Annotated in this window: 18 protein-coding genes; 11 read left to right on the top strand and 7 right to left on the bottom strand. The window is 70.4% G+C overall.

Annotation, left to right across the window (positions count from 1 at the left end):
• Positions 1–54: 54 nt before the first annotated feature.
• Positions 55–1,284 (bottom strand): PP2C family protein-serine/threonine phosphatase, encoded by a 1,230-nt coding sequence (locus OG223_RS48830; protein ID WP_329263774.1) that lies wholly within the window; start codon positions 1,282–1,284, stop codon positions 55–57.
• A 123-nt stretch (positions 1,285–1,407) separates the two neighbouring features.
• Between OG223_RS48830 and OG223_RS48825 the strand changes: the two genes are divergently transcribed.
• Both OG223_RS48825 and OG223_RS48820 read left to right on the top strand, forming a co-directional pair.
• The gene (locus OG223_RS48825) at positions 1,408–1,947 is read left to right on the top strand and encodes an AAA family ATPase (protein WP_329263772.1); all 540 of its coding nucleotides are present in this window, start codon (positions 1,408–1,410) and stop codon (positions 1,945–1,947) included.
• Positions 1,922–2,830, top strand: coding sequence for a fructosamine kinase family protein (locus OG223_RS48820; RefSeq protein ID WP_329263771.1), 909 nt, complete (start codon positions 1,922–1,924; stop codon positions 2,828–2,830). The genes OG223_RS48825 and OG223_RS48820 overlap by 26 nt, the downstream gene beginning before the upstream one ends.
• A gap of 308 nt (positions 2,831–3,138) precedes the next feature.
• On the opposite strand, the gene OG223_RS48815 is transcribed toward OG223_RS48820, so the two are convergent.
• On the bottom strand, positions 3,139–4,566 hold the full coding sequence (locus OG223_RS48815; protein WP_329263769.1) for an alkaline phosphatase family protein: 1,428 nt from the start codon (positions 4,564–4,566) through the stop codon (positions 3,139–3,141).
• A gap of 253 nt (positions 4,567–4,819) precedes the next feature.
• Positions 4,820–6,064 (bottom strand): PP2C family protein-serine/threonine phosphatase, encoded by a 1,245-nt coding sequence (locus OG223_RS48810; RefSeq protein WP_329263767.1) that lies wholly within the window; start codon positions 6,062–6,064, stop codon positions 4,820–4,822.
• 216 nt (positions 6,065–6,280) lie between these two features.
• Between OG223_RS48810 and OG223_RS48805 the strand changes: the two genes are divergently transcribed.
• On the top strand, positions 6,281–6,634 hold the full coding sequence (locus OG223_RS48805) for a hypothetical protein (protein WP_329263766.1): 354 nt from the start codon (positions 6,281–6,283) through the stop codon (positions 6,632–6,634).
• A gap of 208 nt (positions 6,635–6,842) precedes the next feature.
• On the top strand, positions 6,843–7,286 hold the full coding sequence (locus OG223_RS48800; protein ID WP_329263764.1) for a fibronectin type III-like domain-contianing protein: 444 nt from the start codon (positions 6,843–6,845) through the stop codon (positions 7,284–7,286).
• 65 nt (positions 7,287–7,351) lie between these two features.
• Here OG223_RS48800 and OG223_RS48795 read toward each other — a convergent pair whose 3' ends face one another.
• From OG223_RS48795 to OG223_RS48780, 4 genes are all read right to left on the bottom strand, one after another.
• Complete coding sequence (locus OG223_RS48795; RefSeq protein WP_329263762.1) at positions 7,352–9,487, bottom strand: RICIN domain-containing protein; 2,136 nt, start codon at positions 9,485–9,487, stop codon at positions 7,352–7,354.
• A gap of 161 nt (positions 9,488–9,648) precedes the next feature.
• Positions 9,649–10,734, bottom strand: a complete 1,086-nt coding sequence (locus tag OG223_RS48790; protein WP_329263760.1) for a LacI family DNA-binding transcriptional regulator — start codon at positions 10,732–10,734, stop codon at positions 9,649–9,651.
• A gap of 149 nt (positions 10,735–10,883) precedes the next feature.
• A complete protein-coding gene (locus OG223_RS48785) occupies positions 10,884–12,575 on the bottom strand; it encodes an FAD-binding protein (protein ID WP_329263758.1) in 1,692 nt (563 codons plus the stop codon).
• A gap of 149 nt (positions 12,576–12,724) precedes the next feature.
• Positions 12,725–13,390 (bottom strand): TetR/AcrR family transcriptional regulator, encoded by a 666-nt coding sequence (locus OG223_RS48780; protein WP_329263756.1) that lies wholly within the window; start codon positions 13,388–13,390, stop codon positions 12,725–12,727.
• Positions 13,391–13,540: 150 nt separating this feature from the next.
• Here OG223_RS48780 and OG223_RS48775 point away from each other — a divergent pair, with 150 nt between their 5' ends.
• The 7 genes from OG223_RS48775 to OG223_RS48745 all read left to right on the top strand — a co-directional run bounded on the left by OG223_RS48775 (position 13,541) and on the right by OG223_RS48745 (position 20,273).
• Complete coding sequence (locus tag OG223_RS48775) at positions 13,541–14,191, top strand: TetR/AcrR family transcriptional regulator (RefSeq protein WP_329263754.1); 651 nt, start codon at positions 13,541–13,543, stop codon at positions 14,189–14,191.
• 175 nt (positions 14,192–14,366) lie between these two features.
• Complete coding sequence (locus tag OG223_RS48770; protein ID WP_329263752.1) at positions 14,367–14,561, top strand: ferredoxin; 195 nt, start codon at positions 14,367–14,369, stop codon at positions 14,559–14,561.
• A gap of 29 nt (positions 14,562–14,590) precedes the next feature.
• Positions 14,591–15,838 carry a cytochrome P450 gene (locus OG223_RS48765; RefSeq protein WP_329263750.1) on the top strand — a complete coding sequence of 416 codons (1,248 nt, stop codon included), beginning with the start codon at positions 14,591–14,593 and terminating at the stop codon, positions 15,836–15,838.
• A 5-nt stretch (positions 15,839–15,843) separates the two neighbouring features.
• Entirely contained in the window at positions 15,844–16,641 is a 798-nt protein-coding gene (locus OG223_RS48760; protein WP_329263748.1) for an SDR family NAD(P)-dependent oxidoreductase, read from the top strand.
• 79 nt (positions 16,642–16,720) lie between these two features.
• Complete coding sequence (locus tag OG223_RS48755) at positions 16,721–17,887, top strand: amidohydrolase family protein (protein WP_329263746.1); 1,167 nt, start codon at positions 16,721–16,723, stop codon at positions 17,885–17,887.
• Positions 17,888–17,947: 60 nt separating this feature from the next.
• The gene (locus tag OG223_RS48750) at positions 17,948–19,159 is read left to right on the top strand and encodes a M24 family metallopeptidase (RefSeq protein WP_329263744.1); all 1,212 of its coding nucleotides are present in this window, start codon (positions 17,948–17,950) and stop codon (positions 19,157–19,159) included.
• Positions 19,149–20,273, top strand: coding sequence for a M24 family metallopeptidase (locus tag OG223_RS48745; protein ID WP_329263741.1), 1,125 nt, complete (start codon positions 19,149–19,151; stop codon positions 20,271–20,273). Before OG223_RS48750 ends, OG223_RS48745 begins: the two co-directional genes overlap by 11 nt.
• Positions 20,274–20,283 lie beyond the last annotated feature (10 nt).

Here is a 20,283-nt window from a genome sequence, read left to right as displayed (position 1 = left end):
CCCGGATCGCCGTATGACGCGGATCGTCGTATGTCGCGGATTTTCTACGGCCGGTCAGAGCCGCACGATGACCAGGGCCGTGTCGTCGGTGGCGCCCCCGTGCGGGAGGAGTTCGAGGAGTACGGCGTCGGCGAGGGCCTCGGGGTCGGTGTTCCGGTGGCGGACCAGGGAGTCGGCGAGGCGGGCCAGGCCCTTGTCGATGTCCTCGCGGCGGCGTTCGATCAGGCCGTCGGTGTAGAGGACCAGGGTGGAGCCCGGGGAGAACGCGGTGGTGGCCTGCGGCCTGGGCATCGGGTCGGGACGGGCGTCGAGCGGTGGGTCGGTGGCCCGGTCCAGGAACTCCACGCGGCCGTCGGGGTGGACCAGGGCGGGCGGCGGGTGTCCGGCGCTGCTGTAGGTGATGGTGTGCCGGTCGAAGTCGACGAACGTCGTGACCACGGTGGCGGATTCGGCGCCGTCGACGACGTGGGCGTAGCGGCCCAGGACGTCCAGGGCCTGGGCGGGGCCGTCCGCGACCCGGGAGGTGGCGCTCAGGGCGCTGCGCAGTTGGCCCATGACGCCGGCGGCGGCCAGGCCGTGGCCGACGACGTCCCCGACGGAGACGCCGATGCGGTCGCCGCCGACCAGGCCGACCACGTCGTACCAGTCGCCGCAGACGTTGAGGGAGCCGACGGCGGGCCGGTAGCGGACGGCGATCTGGTGGACCGCGCTCTGCCGGCGGGTGGGCAGCATCGCTTCCTGGAGGGCCAGGGCGACCTCGCGTTCGCGGGCGTGGGCGCTGCGCAGCCGTTCGTTCACCTCCTGGAGTTCGCGGGCGCGGGTGTACAGCTCGGCCTCCAGTACCCGGGTGCGGCTGCTGCCGGGGCCGCCGCGGGCCCGGATCAGTTCGGTGACCTCCTCGACCCGGTGGACGAGGAGGACGACCTTGCCGTCCGGGTCGAGCAAGGGTGCGTTGACCGGGCTCCAGTAGCGCTGGTCCCACTGCCCGGGGCAGGCCGTCGACTCGACGTCGTAGCGCTGGAGGGCCATGGCGTCGCGTTCGCCCGTGGACAGGACGCGGCGCAGCGAGGTCTCCAGGTTGCGCATGCCGGTGGCGGCCGGGTCGTTCGGGTTGTCGGGGAAGACGTCGAAGAGGAAGCGGCCGACGACCTGCTCACGGGTGCGGCCGGACATGCGCAGGAACTCCTCGTTGGCGTCCGCATACACCAGGTCGGGCGTCAGCAGGGCCACCATGCCGGGCAGCCCCTGGAACACCGCCGCGTAGTCGATCTCCGCGTCCGTCATGGCCCTGCCACCAATCACCGTTATCACACCATTTTCCCACGACACAAGCAGACCGGGCGAGCCCCAGGAGGCGCTTTGTACCTACTCGGTCACTCAGTGCCACATGGTGGATAGGGTGCCTCGGTGACAACGCCCTCCTCCCCCGCCCGGCTGATCGTGCTGCGCGGCAACAGCGCCTCCGGAAAGAGCTCGGTAGCCACCGGTCTGCGTGAGCGGTACGGCCGGGGCATCGCCCTGGTGCGCCAGGACGTCATCCGCCGCGAGGTGCTTCGTGAGCGTGACATCCCCGGCGGCGCGAACATCGGCCTGATCGACCTGACCGTCCGGCACGCTCTGGCGCACGGCTTCCACACCGTGCTGGAAGGCATGCTCTACGTCGCGCACTACGGCGAGATGCTGGCCGCTCTGCTCGCCGACCATCCGGGCCGCACGCACTGCTACTACCTCGACGTGCCCTTCGAGGAGACCCTGGCCCGGCACGCCACGAAGCCCATCGCGGACGAGGTCACAGAGCACCAACTCCGTGAGTGGTACCGGCCGTTGGACGTGCTGCCCGGTGACGTCGAGACGGTGGTCCCGGCTGCGAGCCCGCTGGAGGCGACGGTGGAGCGGGTGCTGCGGGAATCCGGCCTGTCCGATGTCTCTCGATCTACGGTTGGTTGACCGGTCGTACGCTGTTCCCGTGATCGAAGGCGAGAGTCCGGGGCAGGCGGTGGCCCGGCTCACCGGGTGCGCGGTGATCGGCGAGCGTCCGTTGTCCGGGGCGGTCACCGAAGTCGCGCTCGACGGTGGGCAGTCGGTGGTGGTCAAGGGTGACGCGGCGCCGGGCGCGGTGCGGGCCGAGGCGGCGGGGCTGCGCTGGCTGGCGGACGCCGGGACGGTCCGGGTGCCCGCAGTGCGGGGACAGGTCGGGAACTGGCTGGTCACCGACCACGTCCCGACCGGGTCACCGAGCGCGCGGGCCGCCGTCCGGTTCGGCCGCGACCTGGCCGCCCTGCACGCCTCCGGCGCACCCGCGTTCGGCGCACCGCCGCCCGGTGGTCCGACGGACGCGTACATCGGGCTTGCGCCGATGCGCAACGAGCCGGCCCCCGACTGGCCCAACTGGTATGCCGGGCAACGGGTGTTGCCCTACCTGCGCCGCGCGGTCGACGCAGGCACGCTGAGCACCTCCGAGGGCAAGACGGTCGAGCGGGTCTGCGAGCGGCTGCCCGAACTGGCCGGTCCCGCCGAGCCGCCCGCGCGACTGCACGGGGATCTGTGGGACGGCAACGTGCTGTGGGGTGCCGACGGACAGGTCTGGCTGATCGATCCGGCCGCACACGGCGGACACCGGGAGACCGACCTGGCGATGCTGCACCTCTTCGGCTGCCCACACCTGCCCGAGGTCCTGGACGGCTACCGAGAGTCCGCGCCACTCGCCCCCGGCTGGGCCGACCGGATCGGCCTGCACCAACTGTTTCCGCTGCTGGTGCACGTGGTGCTGTTCGGCCGCGGCTATGCGGAGCGGGCACTGTCGGCGGCACGGGCGGCCCTGACCGGGTGACATCGGCCGAGGCCGACCTTCACGGGGGGGGGCAGGTCAGACGCTGCCGGCGTACGCGGCGGTGCTCGGCCCGGCCGCGCCGAACGGACAACCCCTGGCGCACGGGCGACCCCGACGGGACCACACCGGCCGAGGCCACCCGTCACGGGGTCCAAGCCAGACACTGCCGGCGCACGCCACGCCGGTCGGCACGGCTCCGCCGAACGAACCAACCCCGCGACACAAGCGATGCCGACCGGACCACACCAGCCGCAAGGGCGGTCCCGGCCGCATCACACCAGCCAGGGCCGCCCACCATGAAGGTTCGGTCAGACGTGCGGGCGTCTGCCGCGTTCCTGGTGCGGGAACTTCTGGTCCGCGCCCGGCAGCGTGGGCTTCGGGAGTGTCGCCACTTCCTCCTGTGCCTTCTCCAACTGCTCCGCCGTGTCGTGGGGCAGCCGGGGCGAGCGCGGGCGGGCGTCGCGGAAGCGGAACGCGGTGGTGAAGTCGCCGAAGGTCTCCCGGCGCCAATCGGTGACGTTCGGCTCCTCGACGCCGGTGAACCGCTCCAGGAACTGCAGCGCCGAGGTGTGGTCGAAGGCCTCCGAGGCGACCCAACCGCCCACGGTCCAGGGCGAGATGATGATGGCGGGGACGCGGAAGCCACCGCCGATCGGCAGGCCCTGGATGAACTCGTCTTTCGTGCCCGCGGGCGGCGTCGGCGGGACGACGTGGTCGAACAGGCCGTCGTTCTCGTCGTAGTTGAGGATGAACGCGGTCTTGCGCCACACCTTCGGGTTCGAGGCGATCGCCTCGATCTTCGACGCGACGTAGTCGGCACCGGCGGCCGGGAGGTAGTCCGGGTGTTCCGACTGGTAGCTCGTGGGGCAGATCCACGACACCGTCGGCAGCCGGTCGTTGCGCGCGTCGTCCTCGAACGTGCCGTGCGGCTGCGGCCGTACACCCCGCTCGTACAGGTCGGACCCGGGCTGCGCGTTCCTGAACGAGGCAAACTGCTCCAGCATGTTGGTGCCGTAGTCGTCCTCCTCCTGGTACACCTTCCAGCTCACGCCCGCGTTCTGGAGGCGTTCCGCGTACGTCGTCCAACGGTAGGGCGTCGGCGCGACGTTGCTGATGATCGGGCCGCCCTGGGTGCCGCCGGGGTCGATCGAACCGGTCATCCACATCAACCGGTTGGGCCAGGTCGGTCCGAACACCGAGCAGAAGTAGTTGTCGCAGATGGTGAAGGTCTCGGCGAGCGCGAACTGGAACGGGATGTCCTCGCGCGTGTAATAGCCCATCACATAGGGGCCGTTGACGCCGTCGGCCGCGCGGTGGGCGGGCAGCCACTGGTCCATCTTGCCGTTGTTCCAGGCCTGGTGCTGCACCGACCATGCGTGACTGGTGGACGGGATGGCCTGCGCGCTGGAGGTGTGGGTGTCGAGGTGGAACGGGAGGAGGTAGCCCTTCGGGTTCACGGCGTCCGGCTGGTAGAAGACGCTGCGCCCGGTGTCGAGTTTGCGTGCGTGCGGATCGGCGAATCCGCGAACGCCGGACAGGGTTCCGAAGTAGTGGTCGAACGACCGGTTCTCCTGCATCAGCATGACGACGTGTTCGATGTCCCGCAGCGAGCCGTTCTTCGGCGGCTCGGCGGCGACGGCTTTCTGGACGCTCGGCGGGAGGAGGGAGAGCGCCGCGGCGCCGCCCAGCGCGCCCGCGGCCGAACCCAGGAGTCTACGACGTGTCAACTCGGCCATGATTGCCCCTTCTTGAAGAGCTTCGAGGGATCTCGTGGACCAGACCTCGGATCACTCTCCGCCTTGCTCGGCAAGGGGTGTCAGGGGCGTGCGATGAATTTGCGGCCAACGCGCGGAAAGGGGTTGGCCAAGCCGTGACCGGCAACATCCGGGCGTTGCCGAGGTGTTGCCCAACCTTGGGGGACGGCTGGCCGGCTCATGATCCGACCCGGCCGGGGACATCGGCCGCCGTACTTGTTTCCCGTTTGCGAAGTCAACCGGGAATCGGGCCTCGGGGGCGCAGCCGGGCGGCGATCGCGGCCACGTCGTCCTCCGCATCCTGGACGTGGAGGCGCAGCACGATGTCGTCGAGGAGGCGGGAGACGCCCTGGCCGGGGTGCAGGCGCAGTCGGGCCAGGCGGGCGAGGGAGACGTCGATGTCCTCGCCGCGGCGCTCGACCAGCCCGTCGGTGAACATGACCAGGGTGTCCTCGGGGGTGAGGGCGAGCGTGGTCATCTCGTAGTCGGCGAGACCTGTGCCGAGGGGCGGTCCGACGGGGACGGGGATCAGTTCGCCGGCGCCGTCGCGGTGGAAGACGGCGGGTGGCAGATGGCCCGCGCCGGCGAACGCGGCCGTGCCCCGCTCCGGGTCGAGGAGGGCGAGCAGGCAGGTCGCGGGGCGGCGGCTGTGCTCCTCGGACATGGCCGTGTCCACCTGGCGCAGGATGCGGTGGGGCGGCAGGTCGGTGGAGGCGACGTAGCGCAGCATCGAGCGGTAGGCGTTCATGTCGACCGCCGCGTCCAGGCCGTGCCCCATGACGTCGCCGATGACGAGGAGCGTGCGGCCGTAGTGCAGTCGTACGGCCTCGAACCAGTCGCCGCCGACGAGGGTGCCGCTGCCCGCGGGCAGGTAGCGGGTGGCCATGTCGACGTTGGGGTGGGGGCGGCTGGGTTCGGTGAGCAGGACCTGTTGCAGGTTCAGGGCGGTGGTGCGCAGCCGGTGGTGTTCGACGGCGTGGTGCAGATGGGCCGCGGTGAGCCGGGCGGCGTAGTGCACGGCGGCGGCCTCGTCGTCGGCGAACGTCCGTCCGGCGCGGATCGCGAGGAGCGCGCCGTACGCCTTGCCCCAGGCGGTCAGCGGCACGGAGAGGGCGGCCAGGACACCGTGGTCGTTCGTGGTGAACGACGTGGTGATCGGGTGGCCCGCGTCCAGGGCGCGGACCATGACGTCCTCGCGTGGCGCGGTGCGCAGGCTGTCCAGCAGTTCCTTGCGGCCCGCGGCCGCCATCGGGTGCAGCATGCCGTGCGGTGCCGGGCGCGCCTCGTCCTGCGCGAACAGGTCCACGGCCGCGGCGTCGCACAGCCCGTCGACGAGGAACCGCGCGCACTCCGCCGCCGTCCTGCGCTCGTCGAGCGTCGACCCGATGGCGGAGACCGCCCGCCGCGCGAGCGCGAACCGATCCGCCGAGCCCTTCTCCGACCTCTCCGACCCACTGACCCCGTCGTCGCCGTCCACCACGGCCCCTTTCTGCCGTCCCCATCCCAACACCCGCGCGGGCGTTCGGGCGGTAGCGACCCGTGGTGCGGCGGCATCGGGTCGGGGTCGGGCGTCGGTCACCCGGGGTCGAAACTCTGTGGCCGGCCCCTGAATGCCGCCGATATCGTCCGCTGCGACCCCTTGATCCCGGACTTAACCCCTGACCTGACCTGCCCCCTGACGCAGAGAGCGACTCCGATGACGAACCGGCGACCGACGACCACCCTCTGGCGCCCTACCGGCCCCGTGGAGCTGGACCTGGTCCGCGCGCTCGACTGGCGTGCCTGGCCGCCCCGGCTGCCCGAGCAGCCGATCTTCTACCCCGTCCTCAACGAGGACTACGCGATCAGGATCGCGCGGGACTGGAACGTCAAGCACGACGGCGCCGGTTTCGTGACGCGGTTCGAGGTGGAGTCGGAGTTCCTGACCCGGTATCCCGTCCAGCAGGCGGGTGGCCGGACGATTCTGGAGCTGTGGGTGCCGGCCGAGGAGCTGGACGAGTTCAACGCCCACATCGTCGGCGAGATCCAGGTGGTGCACGAGTTCCGATGAGCCTTCGGGGCAAGCGCGCCCCCGGTGCTGCGAAAGTCTTTCGTAACTGAGGAATTTCCCGTGCTTGTCCTGGGTGTGAATTCCGTGTCAGTTTCCCGGCCAGCAGGCAGGCGACCCGCGGTGGGGCATCCGAAAGCCTTTCGGTCCGGTATCCGTTTCCGCCTCTGTCCTGCGCACCTACGGCATGCCGAGAGAAGAGAGGCACACCATGCGGGGAATCCCGGTCACCGGACATCTCGGAAGCCCGAGAATTCGACGCTCCGTCGCAGCCGCGGTCACCCTGGCCGCGGGCCTGGCCGCCTGCGGGTCCTCGGGTCCGTCCACCACCTCGTCGTCGAAGGGCCTGACGATGTGGGCGCTGAACGACCAGACGATCCTCAAGCAGTCGGTCGACGCGTACCTGCTCGGGTTCGCCAAGCTGCCCCTGGAGCCCGGCCAGCGGGCGACGGTCCGCTTCCACGTCGACAGCGACCGGTTGGCCTTCACCGGCCTGAACGGCGGACGGATCGTCGAGCCCGGCGAGATCCGGCTCCAGCTCGGCTCCTCCAGCCTGGACACACCGGTCCGGGACACGATCCGGCTCGTCGGCGAGGAGCGGGACGCGACGGTGCTGCGGCAGCACGCGGTTCCGGTGAGCGTCGAGCGCGAGTAGCGGCGGGGACACCCACGAGAAGCGGCGCCACCGTCGGGGACGGTGGCGCCGCTTCTGTTCCCGGGCTAGCTACGAGTCCACTGCTGGGTGGCGGTGCCCAGCCCCGTCCACAGCTCCACCTTCGAGCCATTGGCCGTCCCCCAGTTGGTCACGTCGATGACCAGGCCGTTGGAGCGGTTGACGATGGTGCCGTCCCCGCGGAACGCCCACTTCTGGCTGGACTTTCCGTTGCAGGCCCAGAGGATGAGCGTGGTGCCCGCGGTGGTGCCGTCACCGTTCGCCGCCAGGCAGTTGCCGTTGACGCGGAGTTCGCCGGCCGTGGTCTGCGTGATGGTTTGGTAGGCGTTGCCCGAGCAGTCGTAGATCTGGACCTGGACGCCCGTCGCACCGTTCGGGACGTCGAGGCAGCGGCCGGAGTACGCGCCCTTCAGGGTGAAGGTCGAGGCCGTGGGGAGCGGGTCCTGGACCAACTGCCAGTCCTGCGAGCCGTCGGTGGTCGCGGCCGCCACGGTGACGGAGCCGCCTGCGGTCGAACCGGTCATGTAGAGGCCGGTGTTGAGGACGGAGCGGAGCTTGTAGTAGCCGCTGGTCGAGGAGGCGACCTGGGTCCACTGTTTGTCGGTCGCGCCGTCGTCGACCCACTGGGCCAGCTTCTGCCCGGCCGTCGCGGTGCCGGTCCAGATGGCGACCGAGCGGCCCCCCGCCTTGTTGAGCAGCGTGATGTTGCTCCCCTTGGCGGTGAAGTGCCAACGCTGAGTGGCGTCGGTGGAGTTGGCGGCACTCAGGACCAGGTCTGGGGTGTTCCCGGTGAGGTTGGCGTCCTGGGTCTTGCCGGACGCGGGGCTGAGCACCTGACCGGTGAGCCGGTTGACGAGGCTGTAGTAGGCGCCGTCGGAGCGGCCGAGGTCGACCTCGGCGTACTTCACGGGGCCGACGCTGGTGCCGCTCCATGATGCCTGGAGGACGAGGACGCGTCCGGTGCCGTCGACGTACTGGAGCATGCGGCTGTACCCGGCCGCGATCGACGTCTTGTACTCCTTCCAGGTGCCGGTGCTGAGCCCGGACTCGTTGACCCAGACGTCGCCGCTGCCCGCCGCGTTGTAGACGATCCGGCCGTCCGGCATCGGGAGGAGGACGGGGCTGCCGCCGGTGGACAGGGTGGCCCCGCCGGAGGGCACGGGCAGTGCGGTGATCGCGTTGTCCGTGGCGGAGAAGAACTTCGTCGGGTCGTCGGAGATCCGGTAGCGGACGTTCGTGCCGCCGCCCCAGTACTCGTACGTCAGAAGCCACTTGCCGTCGGTCGTCGGGGCGATGGTCGTCATGCCGGGCCGGCCGCCGCCGATCTCCGTCTTGCCGCTGCCCATGCTCACCGTGGATCCCGGCACGTCAACGACCGGGGAACTCCAGGCAGTTGAGCTGGAACCGTCCCAGGTACGGTGGAGGAGGACCTGGCCGCCGGAGTCCGTCGCCGTGGCGTTGTCCGGGTCGAGGGTCGGGGCGCCGGTGGTGGTGTTGTAGCCGGTGTAGTCGTCCTCGTCGGAGTAGTAGGCGATGAGTTGGCCGTTGTGGGCGAGGAGATGGGGTTCCCAGACGGGGTCGACCTGGGCGTAGGTGTTGGCCGTGGAGACCCGGCCGACGCTGCCCGCGCTGCCGCCCTGCCAGCCACCGGCGGCGATGATGTTCTGGATGGTCCAGGTCGCGCCGTCGTCGGTGCTGGAGTAGAGGGCGAGCGCCACGTCCTTGCGGTCGCCGTCACTGGTGGGCGTCCAACCGGAGTTGGCGGCCTTCTGCTCCTGGTAGTAGTAGTCGTCGCCGGAGACGATGCTCGCGAGCAGCAGCGTGCCCGCGCTCAGGCCGCCGACGTTCTGCGGCAGGACGTAGAGATACGGGTTGGTCCAATTGCTCGTGTATTTCGCGTACTTGGAGTCGCTGGAGAGATAGGCGGGGGCTTTGACGTCGGAGAGTTTCGCCCAGGTCGTGCCGGAGTCGTCGCTCTTGTATATGGGCAGTGTCTGGCCGACCGGAGCGGTCTGGTCGTTCTCGAAAGTGGCCACGATCCGGCCGTCCGCCAACTGGGCCGACTTCGGGTAGAGAACACACGGGCTCTTGCTGCACGCGGCGGTGTTCGTCGCCGTATACAGATTGGCGGGGCTCGGCTGATAGGCGGAGGCGCCTGTCGCGGAGGCGATGGCGAATGCCACGCCTGTGCCGAAGGCTGTCGCCCACGCGAAAGCCTTTCGCACCCAGGTTCTTGTCAACGGCTTTCCTTTCACCGGGAGGGGGTCCGGGCAGGAAGCCAGTATTCGTAGCCGACATACCGATGTCACCGGCGCGTTTCGAAAGTGTTTCGCAGAATGGGGAGTTACGCGCTATTGACGCGTCGCCGCACGGACGTCGAAGTCCGCAGCACGAGTTCCGTGGCCAGCTCGATGCGCGGGGACACCGGCGGCCTGCCCTGGGCGAGTTCCAGGAGTACGCGGGTGGCCTCGCGCCCCAGCTCCTCGAAGGGCTGGCGTACCGCGCTGAGCGGTGGACAGGCCATCGCCGCGACGAGGGTGTCGTCGAAGGACATGACCGCCAGGTCGTCCGGTACGGCGAGCCCGTGTTGCCGGGCTGCCTCCAGGACGCCGAGCGCCTGCGCGTCGCTGGCCGCGAAGACGGCCGTGGGCGGGTCGTCGGCCCGCAGGATCTGGCCGGCGGTGGCGAGCGCCTCGGCGTAGTCGAAGTCGGTGGAGCGGACGATCGTCGGATCGTAGGCGATCCCCGCCTCCTCCAGCGCGGCCCGGTAGCCGTGCACGCGCGCGGCCCCGGCCAGGGAGTGCGAGCGGCCCGCGATCATGCCGATCCGGGTGTGCCCGAGCTCCAGCAGGTGCTGTACGGCGTCGCGGGCGCCGCTCCAGTTCGTCACGCCGATGCTGGGGATGTCCTCGGAGGGCGCGCTGAGCGGGTCGATCAGCACCACCGGGAGCCGTTGCTCGACGATACGGCGCTGGTCCTCCTCGGAGAGCATCGAGATCACGATGACGATCCCGGCCGCGCCGAGCGCCACGCACTGCTCCAGCCACCCGGAGATCGACCGCCGGCTCGTCGTGCCGGTGACCACGTCGATGCCGAGTGCTCCGGCCGCGTCCACGATGCCGCGGACCACCTCCAGCGTGTACGGCCCGGACAGGTCCCGGAACACCGCGATGATCTGCCGGGGTGTCGCGGGATCGCGCTCCCAGGGCCGGACGAAGCCGTGCCGGGCGAGGAGTTCCTCGACCCGCTCGCGGGTCCGGGCGCCGACGTCCCGGCGCCGGTGCACCACTTTGGACACCGTGCTGAGCGAGACACCCGCCTCCGTGGCGATGCTCGTCAGGAGGCCGTACTGCGCCTCCAGTTGTCCCTTGCCGCGACCTGTCACCCGATGCCCGTTCCGCTCGCCGAACACCGATGCGCCGGACCGCATCGCGTACCTGGCCAGTAACTTTGCCGCAACGTAACGGGACGCGGGCTGCGGAGGCAAGACCGGTGCAGGGGGTCTCGTGCGGTTCGGCCTGCGGGGATGTGCGCACCCGGGGCGGCACGGGTTCCGGCCACCGCGTGGTGCCCGTACGGTCAGTCGGCGTCGTTGTAGCCCGGCCCCCGTCCCGCCGAGGACGCGTGGTTCGCCGCCACGTGTCCGAACACCGCCGACGCGGCGATGCTGGCGCCCGCGCCGAGGTACTTGCGTCCCATCACGGACGCGGTGCAGTTGCCGGTGGCGTAGAGCCCGGCGACGGGGTTGGCCTCGGTGTCGAGCACCCGGGCGAACTCGTCGCAGAGGATTCCCCCGCTGGTGCCGATGTCCCCCGGGTACAGGGCGACCGCGTGGAACGGCGGCTTCGAGACGGGTCCCAGGCACGGGTTGGGGGCGTGGGTGGGGTCGCCGTAGAACTTCTCGTGGTCGCCCTCCCCGCGGTGGAAGTCCTCGTCGACGCCTCGCGCCGCGAGCGCGTTGAACCGCTCGACGGTCTTGAGGAGTCCGCCGGTGTCGATTCCGCACTGCCGGGCGAGGTCCTCCAGACTGTCGGCGCGCTTCATCGCGCCGCTGGTGATCCACTCCTTCGGGGTGCGGCCGGGAGGGGACATCCCGAACGGGTAGTGGCTGCGGTGCCGGGCGTCGATGACGAGCCAGGACGGCACCGCGCCTCCGGACTCCCGGTCGTGGGCGTACATCTGCTGGCCGGCCTCCTGGTAGGCGACCGCCTCGTTGAAGTACCGGCGGCCCTCCGTGTCGACGATGATCGAGCCGGGCCTGGTGCGTTCGGACATGCACATGTTGGGGGTGCCGTCGGGCATGATCCACGAGGGCATCCACCACGCCTCGTCCAGCATGTCCGTGGCGGCCCCGTGTGCCATGGCGATCCGGATCGTCTCCCCGGTGTCGCCCGGGTTGGCCGAGGTCCACCGGTCGCTGGTGGGCCGGCCTCCCGAGTGCTGTGCGCGCATCTCCTTGTTGCGGGCGAAGCCTCCGGCGGCGAGCAGCACGCCGTCCCGGGCGCGGATCCTGAGGTCACGACCGCCCCTGTGGACCACGACGCCGACGACCCGCCCGTCCTCGACCACGAGGTCGGTGAGGGGAGATTCGAGCCAGACGGGAACGTCCTGCCGGAGCAGGATCTGGAGCAGGCGGGCGGACAGTGCCACCCCGTTCGTCACGAGCCGCTGCCGGCGGATCCGGCCGAGGGCTGTACGTGCCCCCGCCCTGGCCAGGACGGTCAGCCCGACCCGCGTCCGCATCAGGGTCAGGCGTGACGCCTCACCGGTGTAGACGGCGAGGCCGCCCGCGAAGCCGGGGCGGATCCGGTCCTGCCACGGCCCGAGCCGCTTCTTGTCGAAGACCTTCGCCTCGATGGACCTGCCGCGCGCCGAGCCGCCCTCGCAGCCCCGGACGCCGGAGTAGTAGTCGCTGTAGCCCTCGCAGCGCCGGAGTTCCAGGCCTTCGGACTCCAGGAAGTCGACCATCTCGGCGCCGGCACTGACGTAGGCCTGCCTGCGGGCGGTCGACGACGCCGGACCCGCGTCACCGACGACGGTGGCGAAGTACCTGAGTGCGGCGTCGGCCGAGTCGGTCACGCCCTCGCGTCGCATGAGCGGGTTGTCGGGAAGCCACATCACACCGCCCGACATGCAGGTCGACCCGCCGAACCGGTCGGTCTTCTCCACGACGAGAACGTCCTTGCCGAGCGCACGTGCCCGGATCGCTCCGGTGACGCCCGCACCGCTGCCCACCACCAAGAAGTCGGTCGAGTGGTCCCAGTCGGTCATCGGCCTGTCTCCCTCCGCGTTCCGGCGCGGCAGCCCCTGACCGGGTGCCGACAGGTGAGCACACGGTAGGTACGAAGGCCGGGCGCGGTATGCGCACTCCCAGTGAGTGGAACGGCAATTCTTCTTCCTCAACTGCGGCCCGCCCACGGTCACTTCGCCAGCGGCGGCCCCGTCGTCACCGGCGCCTGCCACAGCGCGACGATCGCGTCGACGAGGCCGTCGGCGGTGTCGTGCCAGGTCGACCGGGTGGTGGGGGTGTCGTCGGCCAGGGCTCGCTCCCTCTCGACGGACATCTGCACGATCAGGTGCCGGGTCATCACGGCGCGGTCGGCGTGCACCCCTGCCGGCAGGACGGGCACACAGCGGGTCAGGCCCTCCTCCAGTTTCCACAGCGACGGGGAGGCCCCGAAGAACTCCTCCTCCGTGATGGCGTAGAGGGCGGGATCGGCCGAGACCTGCGCGATGAACCGGGCGTACCAGCTCGGACGGCCGAGTGCCGCCAGGTGGCCGGTGACGGGGCGCACCGAACAGTCCACCCAGTCGCGGAGTTCGGTGGAGTCCCCGATGTCGGCCAGCATGCGGACGCGGATGCGCTCGATCTGTTCCGCGTGCCGTCGGACGATGGCCCGCACCAGATCGGCCTTGGTGCCGAAGTGGTAGCTGACGGCGGTGTTGTTGCCCTGGCCCGCGGCCTCGCTGATCTGCCGGTTGGACATCGCGTGCACGCCGTGTTCGGCGAACAGGCGCTCCGCCGCGTCCAGGAGCGCTGTCCGTGTCGCCCTGACCTGTTCGTCCCGCCGCGTCCTGTCGGCCATCGTCCCCACCGCCGTTCCGGGACATGGCACCGTCTCGCGACGACTTGTCCCGTTGGTCCGACGCGCCTAGAACGTAAGTCACCCGGTTGATTTCCGTCCAGGGGCAGGTGGGAGCGACCGGCCGCGTACGGTCCCGGTACGGTGGTGGACATGACGGGTAGGAGTGTCCGGGCCGAGCAGGTCAGAGTGACCCGGGAGCTCATCCGGAGCACGGCGGAGCGCCTGTTCGCCGAGCGCGGTGTGTACGCCGTGTCGAACCGGCAGATCAGCGAGGCGGCGGGGCAGGGCAACACCGCCGTGGTCGGCTACCACTTCGGCACCAAGACGGACCTGGTGCGGGCGATCGCCCGTCATCACGCCGAGCGGATCCAGCGCCTGAGCGAGCGCCTGCTGGCCGAGACCGGAGACTCCGCCCAACTCCGGGACTGGGTGGCGTGCTTGGTGCGGCCGACCCCCGAGTACCTGGCCGAGCTGGGCAGCCCCACGTGGTTCGCGCGGTTCTGCGCCCAGGTGATGGCCGACCCCGCGCTGCACGAGATCCTGGTCGCCGAGACCCTCGACCTGCCGGTGTGGCGGCAGATCCTCGACGGCCTGCACCGGTGCCTGCCCGACCTGCCGGCCGAGGTGCGCGCGGAACGCACCTCGATGACCCGGAACGTGATCCTCTACACGTGCGCCGAGCGTGAGCGTGCCCTGGCCCTCAACACCCCGACACCTAGAGCCAGTTGGCACGATGCCGCGGACGGACTGGTCGACGCGATCGTCGGACTGTGGGCGGCACCCGTGACACACAGCTCCTGACGGACCGTCAACCTCCTCGCCCCACCGCGCAACCACAGAAGATCCACCGACCCGTCTCAGTAAATTTTGAATCAATCGATTGACTTAGCAGGAGGCCGGGAGTTCACTCGAAGGCGCGGTCGACGGAGCCCACCAAGGGCGCCGTCTTGCCCCGACGGCCATGAGGGAGCAACCCGTGAAAATAACCGTCGAGCAGGACAGATGCATCGCGGCCGGCCAGTGCGCGGCGACCGCACCGGACGTCTTCGACCAGCGTGACGAGGACGGAGTCGTCGTCCTGCTGACCGACGACCCGCCCGCCGAACTGGCCGACGACGTCCGTGAAGCGGCCGCCGTCTGCCCCGCGCTGGCGATCCACATCGCGCAGTAGACACCCCGGACGACACCGTGAGGATGGACATGCCCGACGCACTGACAGGCGCCGCGACCGGCAGCCCTGCCGAGGTCCCCGAGTGGCCGATGCCACGGGCGGAGGGCTGCCCGTTCGATCCGCCCCCGGCCCTGCGGGAGTTGACCGCCGAGAAGCCCCTCGCCAAGGTGCGGATCTGGGACGGCAGCACCCCCTGGATCGTCACCGGCCACGTCGAGCAGCGCGCTCTGCTCGGCGATCCCCGGGTCAGTGTCGACGAACGGCTGCCCGGGTTCCCGCACTGGCACGAGGGCATGGCGGCGGCGGTGGACTACCGCCCGCGTTCGGTCTTCAACTCGGACGCCCCCGAGCACACCGGGTTCCGCCGGATCATGACCAAGCCGTTCACCTTCAAGCGGGTGGAGGCGCTGCGCCCCAGCATCCAGAAGATCACCGACGAGCTGATCGACGCGATGCTGGCCGGACCCAAGCCGGCCGACCTCGTCGAGGCGCTGGCACTGCCGTTGCCGACCCTGATGATCAGCGAACTGCTGGGCGTGCCCTACGAGGACCACGACTTCTTCCAGGAGAACGCCGCGCGCGGGATCGCCCACAACGTGTCCGCCGAGGAGAGCATGCGGACCTTTGGGGCCCTGAACGAGTACCTGGTGCGGCTCGTCGAGAAGAAGGCCGCCGAACCCGCGGACGACGCGCTGTCCGAGATCGCGGCACTCGTCACCTCCGGCGACATCAGCGTGTCCGAGGCGGCCATGATGGGCACGGGGCTGCTCATCGCGGGCCACGAGACCAGCGCCAACATGATCGGCCTCGCCGTCGTCGCACTGCTGGAGCACCCCGACCAACTGGCGGTCCTGCGGGACACCGACGACCCGAAGGTCGTCGCGGGCGCGGTGGAGGAACTGCTGCGCTACCTGGGCATCATCCACGGCGGCCAGCGGCGGATCGCCAAAGAGGACATCGAGATCGGCGGCGAGGTGATCCGCGCCGGCGAGGGCATCGTCGTGGAACTCTTCAGCGCCAACCGGGACGCGCACGTCTTCCCCGACCCCGACGCTCTGGATCTGCTCCGGGAGAACGCCCGGCACCACAACGCGTTCGGCTTCGGCATCCACCAGTGCGTGGGCCAGCAACTCGCCCGCGTGGAGCTCCAGGTCGTCTACGGCACGCTCTTCCGCCGGATCCCCACCCTGCGCCTGGCCGAGCCGCTGGACCGGATCGCGTTCAAGCACGACCGGCTGGCCTACGGCGTCTATTCGCTGCCCGTCACATGGGAGTGACCGCGATGACCGAGGAACTGTCGGACAAGGTCGCCGTGGTCACCGGCGGAGCGGCGGGCCTGGGGCGCGCGACCGTCGAAAGGCTTCTCGAGGACGGGGCCCGGGTCGTCATCGCCGATCTCGACCCGGACCTCGGCGAGTCGCTGGCGAACGGCTACGGCCCGGACGTCCGTTTCCGGCGGACGGACGTCGCGGACGCCGAACAGGTCCGGGGACTCGTCGACTTCGCGGTGAAGGAGTTCGGCGGCCTGCACCTCATGGTCAACAACGCCGGTGTGTCCGGCGCCATGCACCAGCACTTCCTCGACGAGGACTTCGCCGACTTCCAGCGCGTCCTCTCGGTCAACCTGCTCGGCGTGATGGTCGGCACCCAGGCCGCGGCCCGGCACATGGCGGCGAACGGCGGCGGCTCCATCGTCAACGTCAGCTCCATAGGCGGGATCCAGGCCGGCGCGAGCGTACCGACCTACCGCGCCTCGAAGGCAGCGGTCATCCACTTCACCAAGGGGGTGGCCGTCGACCTGGCCGAGTACGGCATCCGCGTCAACTGCGTGGCGCCGGGCGGCATCCCGACGCAGTTGCTTGCCTCGGCGACGGCGGCCGGGCAGGAGGGGGACGCCGAGGAGATGACCCGGCGGATCCGCGCCCACATGGCGGCCGTCCAGCCACTACAGCGACAGGGCACTCCCCGGGACGTGGCGGAAGCCGTCGCCTACCTGGGCGGCGACCGCTCGCTGCACACCACCGGCACGGTACTGACGATCGACGGCGGGACGACGGCGGGCCCGAAGCCCCGGGCCTGACCCGCCCACTCCCCCGCCCGGCAGGAGCAGACGAACCACGCACGGACGTGAAACCCGCAGCTCCCCTTGGAGGACAATGATGTCCAGCCAGTCATCCACCCTGTATCCCCCCGAGGGCTTCGGCCCGCCCAAGGACCGGCACGGCCACGCCGACGGCTCCTCGCCGGGCCTTCCGCCGGGCACGGAGGTGTTCTCCGCCGACAACCACATCTCCCTCGCGGACGACATCTTCTACGACCGCTTCCCCGAGCGGCTCAGGAACCAGGCGCCGCGGGTCTGGTACGAGGACGGCGCCTACGAGCTGGGAATGGGCGGAAAGTCGTTCCTGCCGGGCGAGTTCAGCCATGTGCTCATGCAGTACGACCCCCTGACGGGCGCAGGCAGCAACAATCTCGAAGGCCGTATCGAGGAACTGGCCACGGACGGCATCACGAAAGAACTGGCGTTCCCCAACGCGCTGTTGGCCCTGTTCCACTACCCCGACAAGGAGGTCCGCGAGCTCTGCTTCCGGATCTACAACGAGTACATCGCCGGGTTGCAGGAACGCTCCGGGGGCCGCTTCCACGGCGTCGGGCTCATCAACTGGTGGGACGCGCAAGGGACTCGCCGCACCCTCGAGGAGATGAAGGCCCTGGGGCTCAAGACCTTCCTCATGCCGCTGAACCCCGGACAGGACGACGCGGGCAACCCCATCGACTACTCCGGCGCCGCGATGATCCCGGTCTGGGAGGCGATCGAGGAGGCGGGGCTCCCGGTGTCCCACCACATCGGCGAGACCGGGCTCAAGGCCCCGTGCGAGGTCAACGCCATCGCCGTCGGCATGGTGGCCAACGTGGCGCCGTACCGGGAGATGTTCGGGAGGTACGTGCTCGGCGGCATCCTCGACCGTCATCCGAGGCTGCGCGTCGGGTGGTTCGAGGGGGGCGTGAACTGGGTTCCCTCCGCGCTCCAGGACGCCGAACATCTCCTCGCCTCCTACCGGCACATGCTCGACCGGCCCGTCGAGCACGACGTCCAGCACTACTGGGACCACCACATGTACGCGTCCTTCATGGTCGATCCGCTCGGCCTCGAACTGGTCGACCGCATCGGGGTGGACCGGGTCATGTGGTCGGCCGACTACCCGCACAACGAGAGCACGTTCGGCTACTCGGAGAAGTCGATCGCCATGGTCGTGGACGCCGTAGGGCCCGAGAAGGCCGCCCGTGTGGTCAGCGGCAACGTCAAGGAGTACCTCGGCCTGTAGTGCCGGCCCGGACCACGAGAAACGACGGCGAAGTTCCATGACCTCGTGAGGGAGACGGCAATGACCGTCATCGACATCCCGGCCGCACCCGACCTGACCCGCATGAACCGTGAACGCGGCGCAAGGCTGCGAACGGCCATGGCGGGGCAGGGTGTTGACACCCTGATCCTGCTCGGCAACAACGCGGTGACCTATGCGACCGGAGCGAGCTGGCCGCTCGGCGACTCCGGTCTCGCGCACGTCGACCGTCCCGTGGCGGTGGTGGTGGCGGACGACCCGTGGCCCCATCTCTTCATGCCGTTCCGCGAAGGCACCTCCGCACAGTCGCCGCTGCCCGCCGACCACGTCCATCCCCCGGTCTACCTGGAGTTCGACGAAGGGGTGCGGAACTTCGCGGCCGTGGTCGCCGACCTCGTGCCCGGCGGGGCGAGTGTCGCGGTCGACGAGGTGACCGGGGCGATGCGCAGAGCGCAGAAGGCGCTGTTCCCGGGCGGACCGCCCGGCGACGCCGCAATGGTCCTGAGCGCGGCCAAGATGATCAAGACGCCCGACGAACTGGCCTGCATCCGTACGGCGTTGCGGATCACCGAGCGGGCCATGGCCGACATCGAGGGGTCCCTGGCACCGGGGATGCGGCAGATCGACCTGTCGGCGGCGTTCGTGCGCCGGGCCTACGAACACGGCGCCCTGGCCAACGTGCTCGACCCCATCTGGCAGGTGATGCCGGACTCCCGGGCGGCCGGGGTGTGGACCACCCACGGCGACCTCGCCCTCCCGCTGCTGACGACGGAGCGGGAACTGGCCGAGGGAGACGTCCTGTGGACCGACGTGAGCATCAACTACGCGGGCTACTGCTCGGACTTCGGCCGCACATGGATCGTCGGACGGGACCCGAACCCGCGCCAGCGGGCGCAGTTCACCAAGTGGTGGGACATCCACAGCGCGGTCAAGGACGTGCTGCGGGCGGGGGCCACCGCCGCCGACCTGACCCGGGCCGCCATCACGGCGAACGGCGGCTCGAAACCCTGGCTCCCCCACTTCTACCTGGGCCACGGCATGGGCACGGACCCCGCCGAGATGCCCTTCGTCGGCACCGACCTGGGTGAGGAGTTCGACGCGCGACTGGTGCTCGAGGCCGGCATGGTGCTCGTCCTGGAACCCGTGGTCTGGGAGGACGGCACCGGCGGCTACCGCAGCGAGGAGGTCCTGGTGATCGAGGAAGAGGGCTGGACAGCCCTGACCGACTACTCCTACGCCCCTTATGGCGACTGAGGTCCTGCCGGACGACCGCGCTCTCCGCAGTGGACGGCGGGAGCGTGCGCTGGCACACATGGAGGCCCACGACCTCGACGTCCTCGTCCTCGGGCGGAGCGCCAACGTCCGTTACGTCACCGGTGCTCGGGGACTGTGGACCGCGGGCACCCATCCCTTCGCCCCGGCCGCCGTGGTGGTCCGTGCCACGGGCGCCATCCACATGCTCAGCACCTGGGACGAGGGCATCCCCGACGACATCCCGCACGAGCAGTTGTACGGCCTGACGTGGAACCCGATGAACTGGGTGACGGTGATCCGGGACATCGAGGGAGCGGCCACGGCCCGCCGGGTGGGCACGGACACGATCTCGCCGACCTTCGCCCAACTCCTGCCCCTGGCCTTCCCGTTCGCCGACCTGGTCGACGGCGAACCCGCCATGCGCGCCGCCCGCCGGGTCAAGACGGCGGAGGAGGTGTCGGCTCTCCGGCAGGCCATCGGCGTGGCCGAGGCGAGCCTGGCGGCGGTGGTGGCCGAACTACGGCCCGGCGTCAGCGAGCAGCACCTGTCGGGCGTACTGCTGGAGGCAGCGGCGGCCGGTGGCGTGACCACCCCGGCGACCCAGGAGGTGGCGTGGGTGACGTCCCGGGACCACCCCTGGCGGCGGGTGGACGGAGGCGGCCGGGTAGGCCCGGGCGACCTCGTGTCCCTCACGGCGGGCGTGGTCGCGGGCGGGTACATCGGTGAGGTCGGACGTACCTGGCCGGTCGAGGGCGGCGACCGGAACGCCGTCCGTGACCTGTACCGGCGCTCCGCCGCCCTGTGGGAGCTGCTGTTCGTGTCCTGCCGGCCGGGCGCGCCGGCCAGTGACCTGCTCGCCGCGTACGACACGGCCGGCGAACCCCTGCCCCCGATGCCCGTGGCCCGCGGCCTCGGGCTGGGTTTCGACCCGCCCGTGGTCACCTCCGGCCTGCCGGCCACCGCGGCCGAGGAACGGCTCGAACCCGGTATGGCGCTGGCCGTGACCGGCTACGTCTGGCGGCGGGGCGTGGGCGCGGTCCTGCGCCGGGAGGCGGTGCTCATCACCCAGGACGGCGCCGAATCGCTGACCTCAAGTCCCGTCTGGAAACGGTAGTTAGGACCCA

Origin of the sequence: Streptomyces sp. NBC_01478, from assembly GCF_036227225.1 — a bacterium.
Lineage (GTDB): Bacteria > Actinomycetota > Actinomycetes > Streptomycetales > Streptomycetaceae > Streptomyces.
Note: the sequence above shows the minus strand (reverse complement) of the source record. Positions and strands in the feature narration are given on the sequence as shown.

What these genes read in the sequence shown, in the direction of transcription:
- OG223_RS48820 (WP_329263771.1), top strand. Translation starts at nt 1,922, where the DNA reads ATGTCTCTCGATCTACGGTTGGTTGACCGGTCGTACGCTGTTCCCGTG.
- OG223_RS48750 (WP_329263744.1), top strand. Translation starts at nt 17,948, where the DNA reads ATGACCGTCATCGACATCCCGGCCGCACCCGACCTGACCCGCATGAAC.
- OG223_RS48765 (WP_329263750.1), top strand. Translation starts at nt 14,591, where the DNA reads ATGCCCGACGCACTGACAGGCGCCGCGACCGGCAGCCCTGCCGAGGTC.
- OG223_RS48755 (WP_329263746.1), top strand. Translation starts at nt 16,721, where the DNA reads ATGTCCAGCCAGTCATCCACCCTGTATCCCCCCGAGGGCTTCGGCCCG.
- OG223_RS48815 (WP_329263769.1), bottom strand. Translation starts at nt 4,566, where the DNA reads ATGGCCGAGTTGACACGTCGTAGACTCCTGGGTTCGGCCGCGGGCGCG.
- OG223_RS48745 (WP_329263741.1), top strand. Translation starts at nt 19,149, where the DNA reads ATGGCGACTGAGGTCCTGCCGGACGACCGCGCTCTCCGCAGTGGACGG.
- OG223_RS48805 (WP_329263766.1), top strand. Translation starts at nt 6,281, where the DNA reads ATGACGAACCGGCGACCGACGACCACCCTCTGGCGCCCTACCGGCCCC.
- OG223_RS48785 (WP_329263758.1), bottom strand. Translation starts at nt 12,575, where the DNA reads ATGACCGACTGGGACCACTCGACCGACTTCTTGGTGGTGGGCAGCGGT.
- OG223_RS48760 (WP_329263748.1), top strand. Translation starts at nt 15,844, where the DNA reads ATGACCGAGGAACTGTCGGACAAGGTCGCCGTGGTCACCGGCGGAGCG.
- OG223_RS48790 (WP_329263760.1), bottom strand. Translation starts at nt 10,734, where the DNA reads ATGCGGTCCGGCGCATCGGTGTTCGGCGAGCGGAACGGGCATCGGGTG.
- OG223_RS48830 (WP_329263774.1), bottom strand. Translation starts at nt 1,284, where the DNA reads ATGACGGACGCGGAGATCGACTACGCGGCGGTGTTCCAGGGGCTGCCC.
- OG223_RS48780 (WP_329263756.1), bottom strand. Translation starts at nt 13,390, where the DNA reads ATGGCCGACAGGACGCGGCGGGACGAACAGGTCAGGGCGACACGGACA.
- OG223_RS48800 (WP_329263764.1), top strand. Translation starts at nt 6,843, where the DNA reads ATGCGGGGAATCCCGGTCACCGGACATCTCGGAAGCCCGAGAATTCGA.
- OG223_RS48775 (WP_329263754.1), top strand. Translation starts at nt 13,541, where the DNA reads ATGACGGGTAGGAGTGTCCGGGCCGAGCAGGTCAGAGTGACCCGGGAG.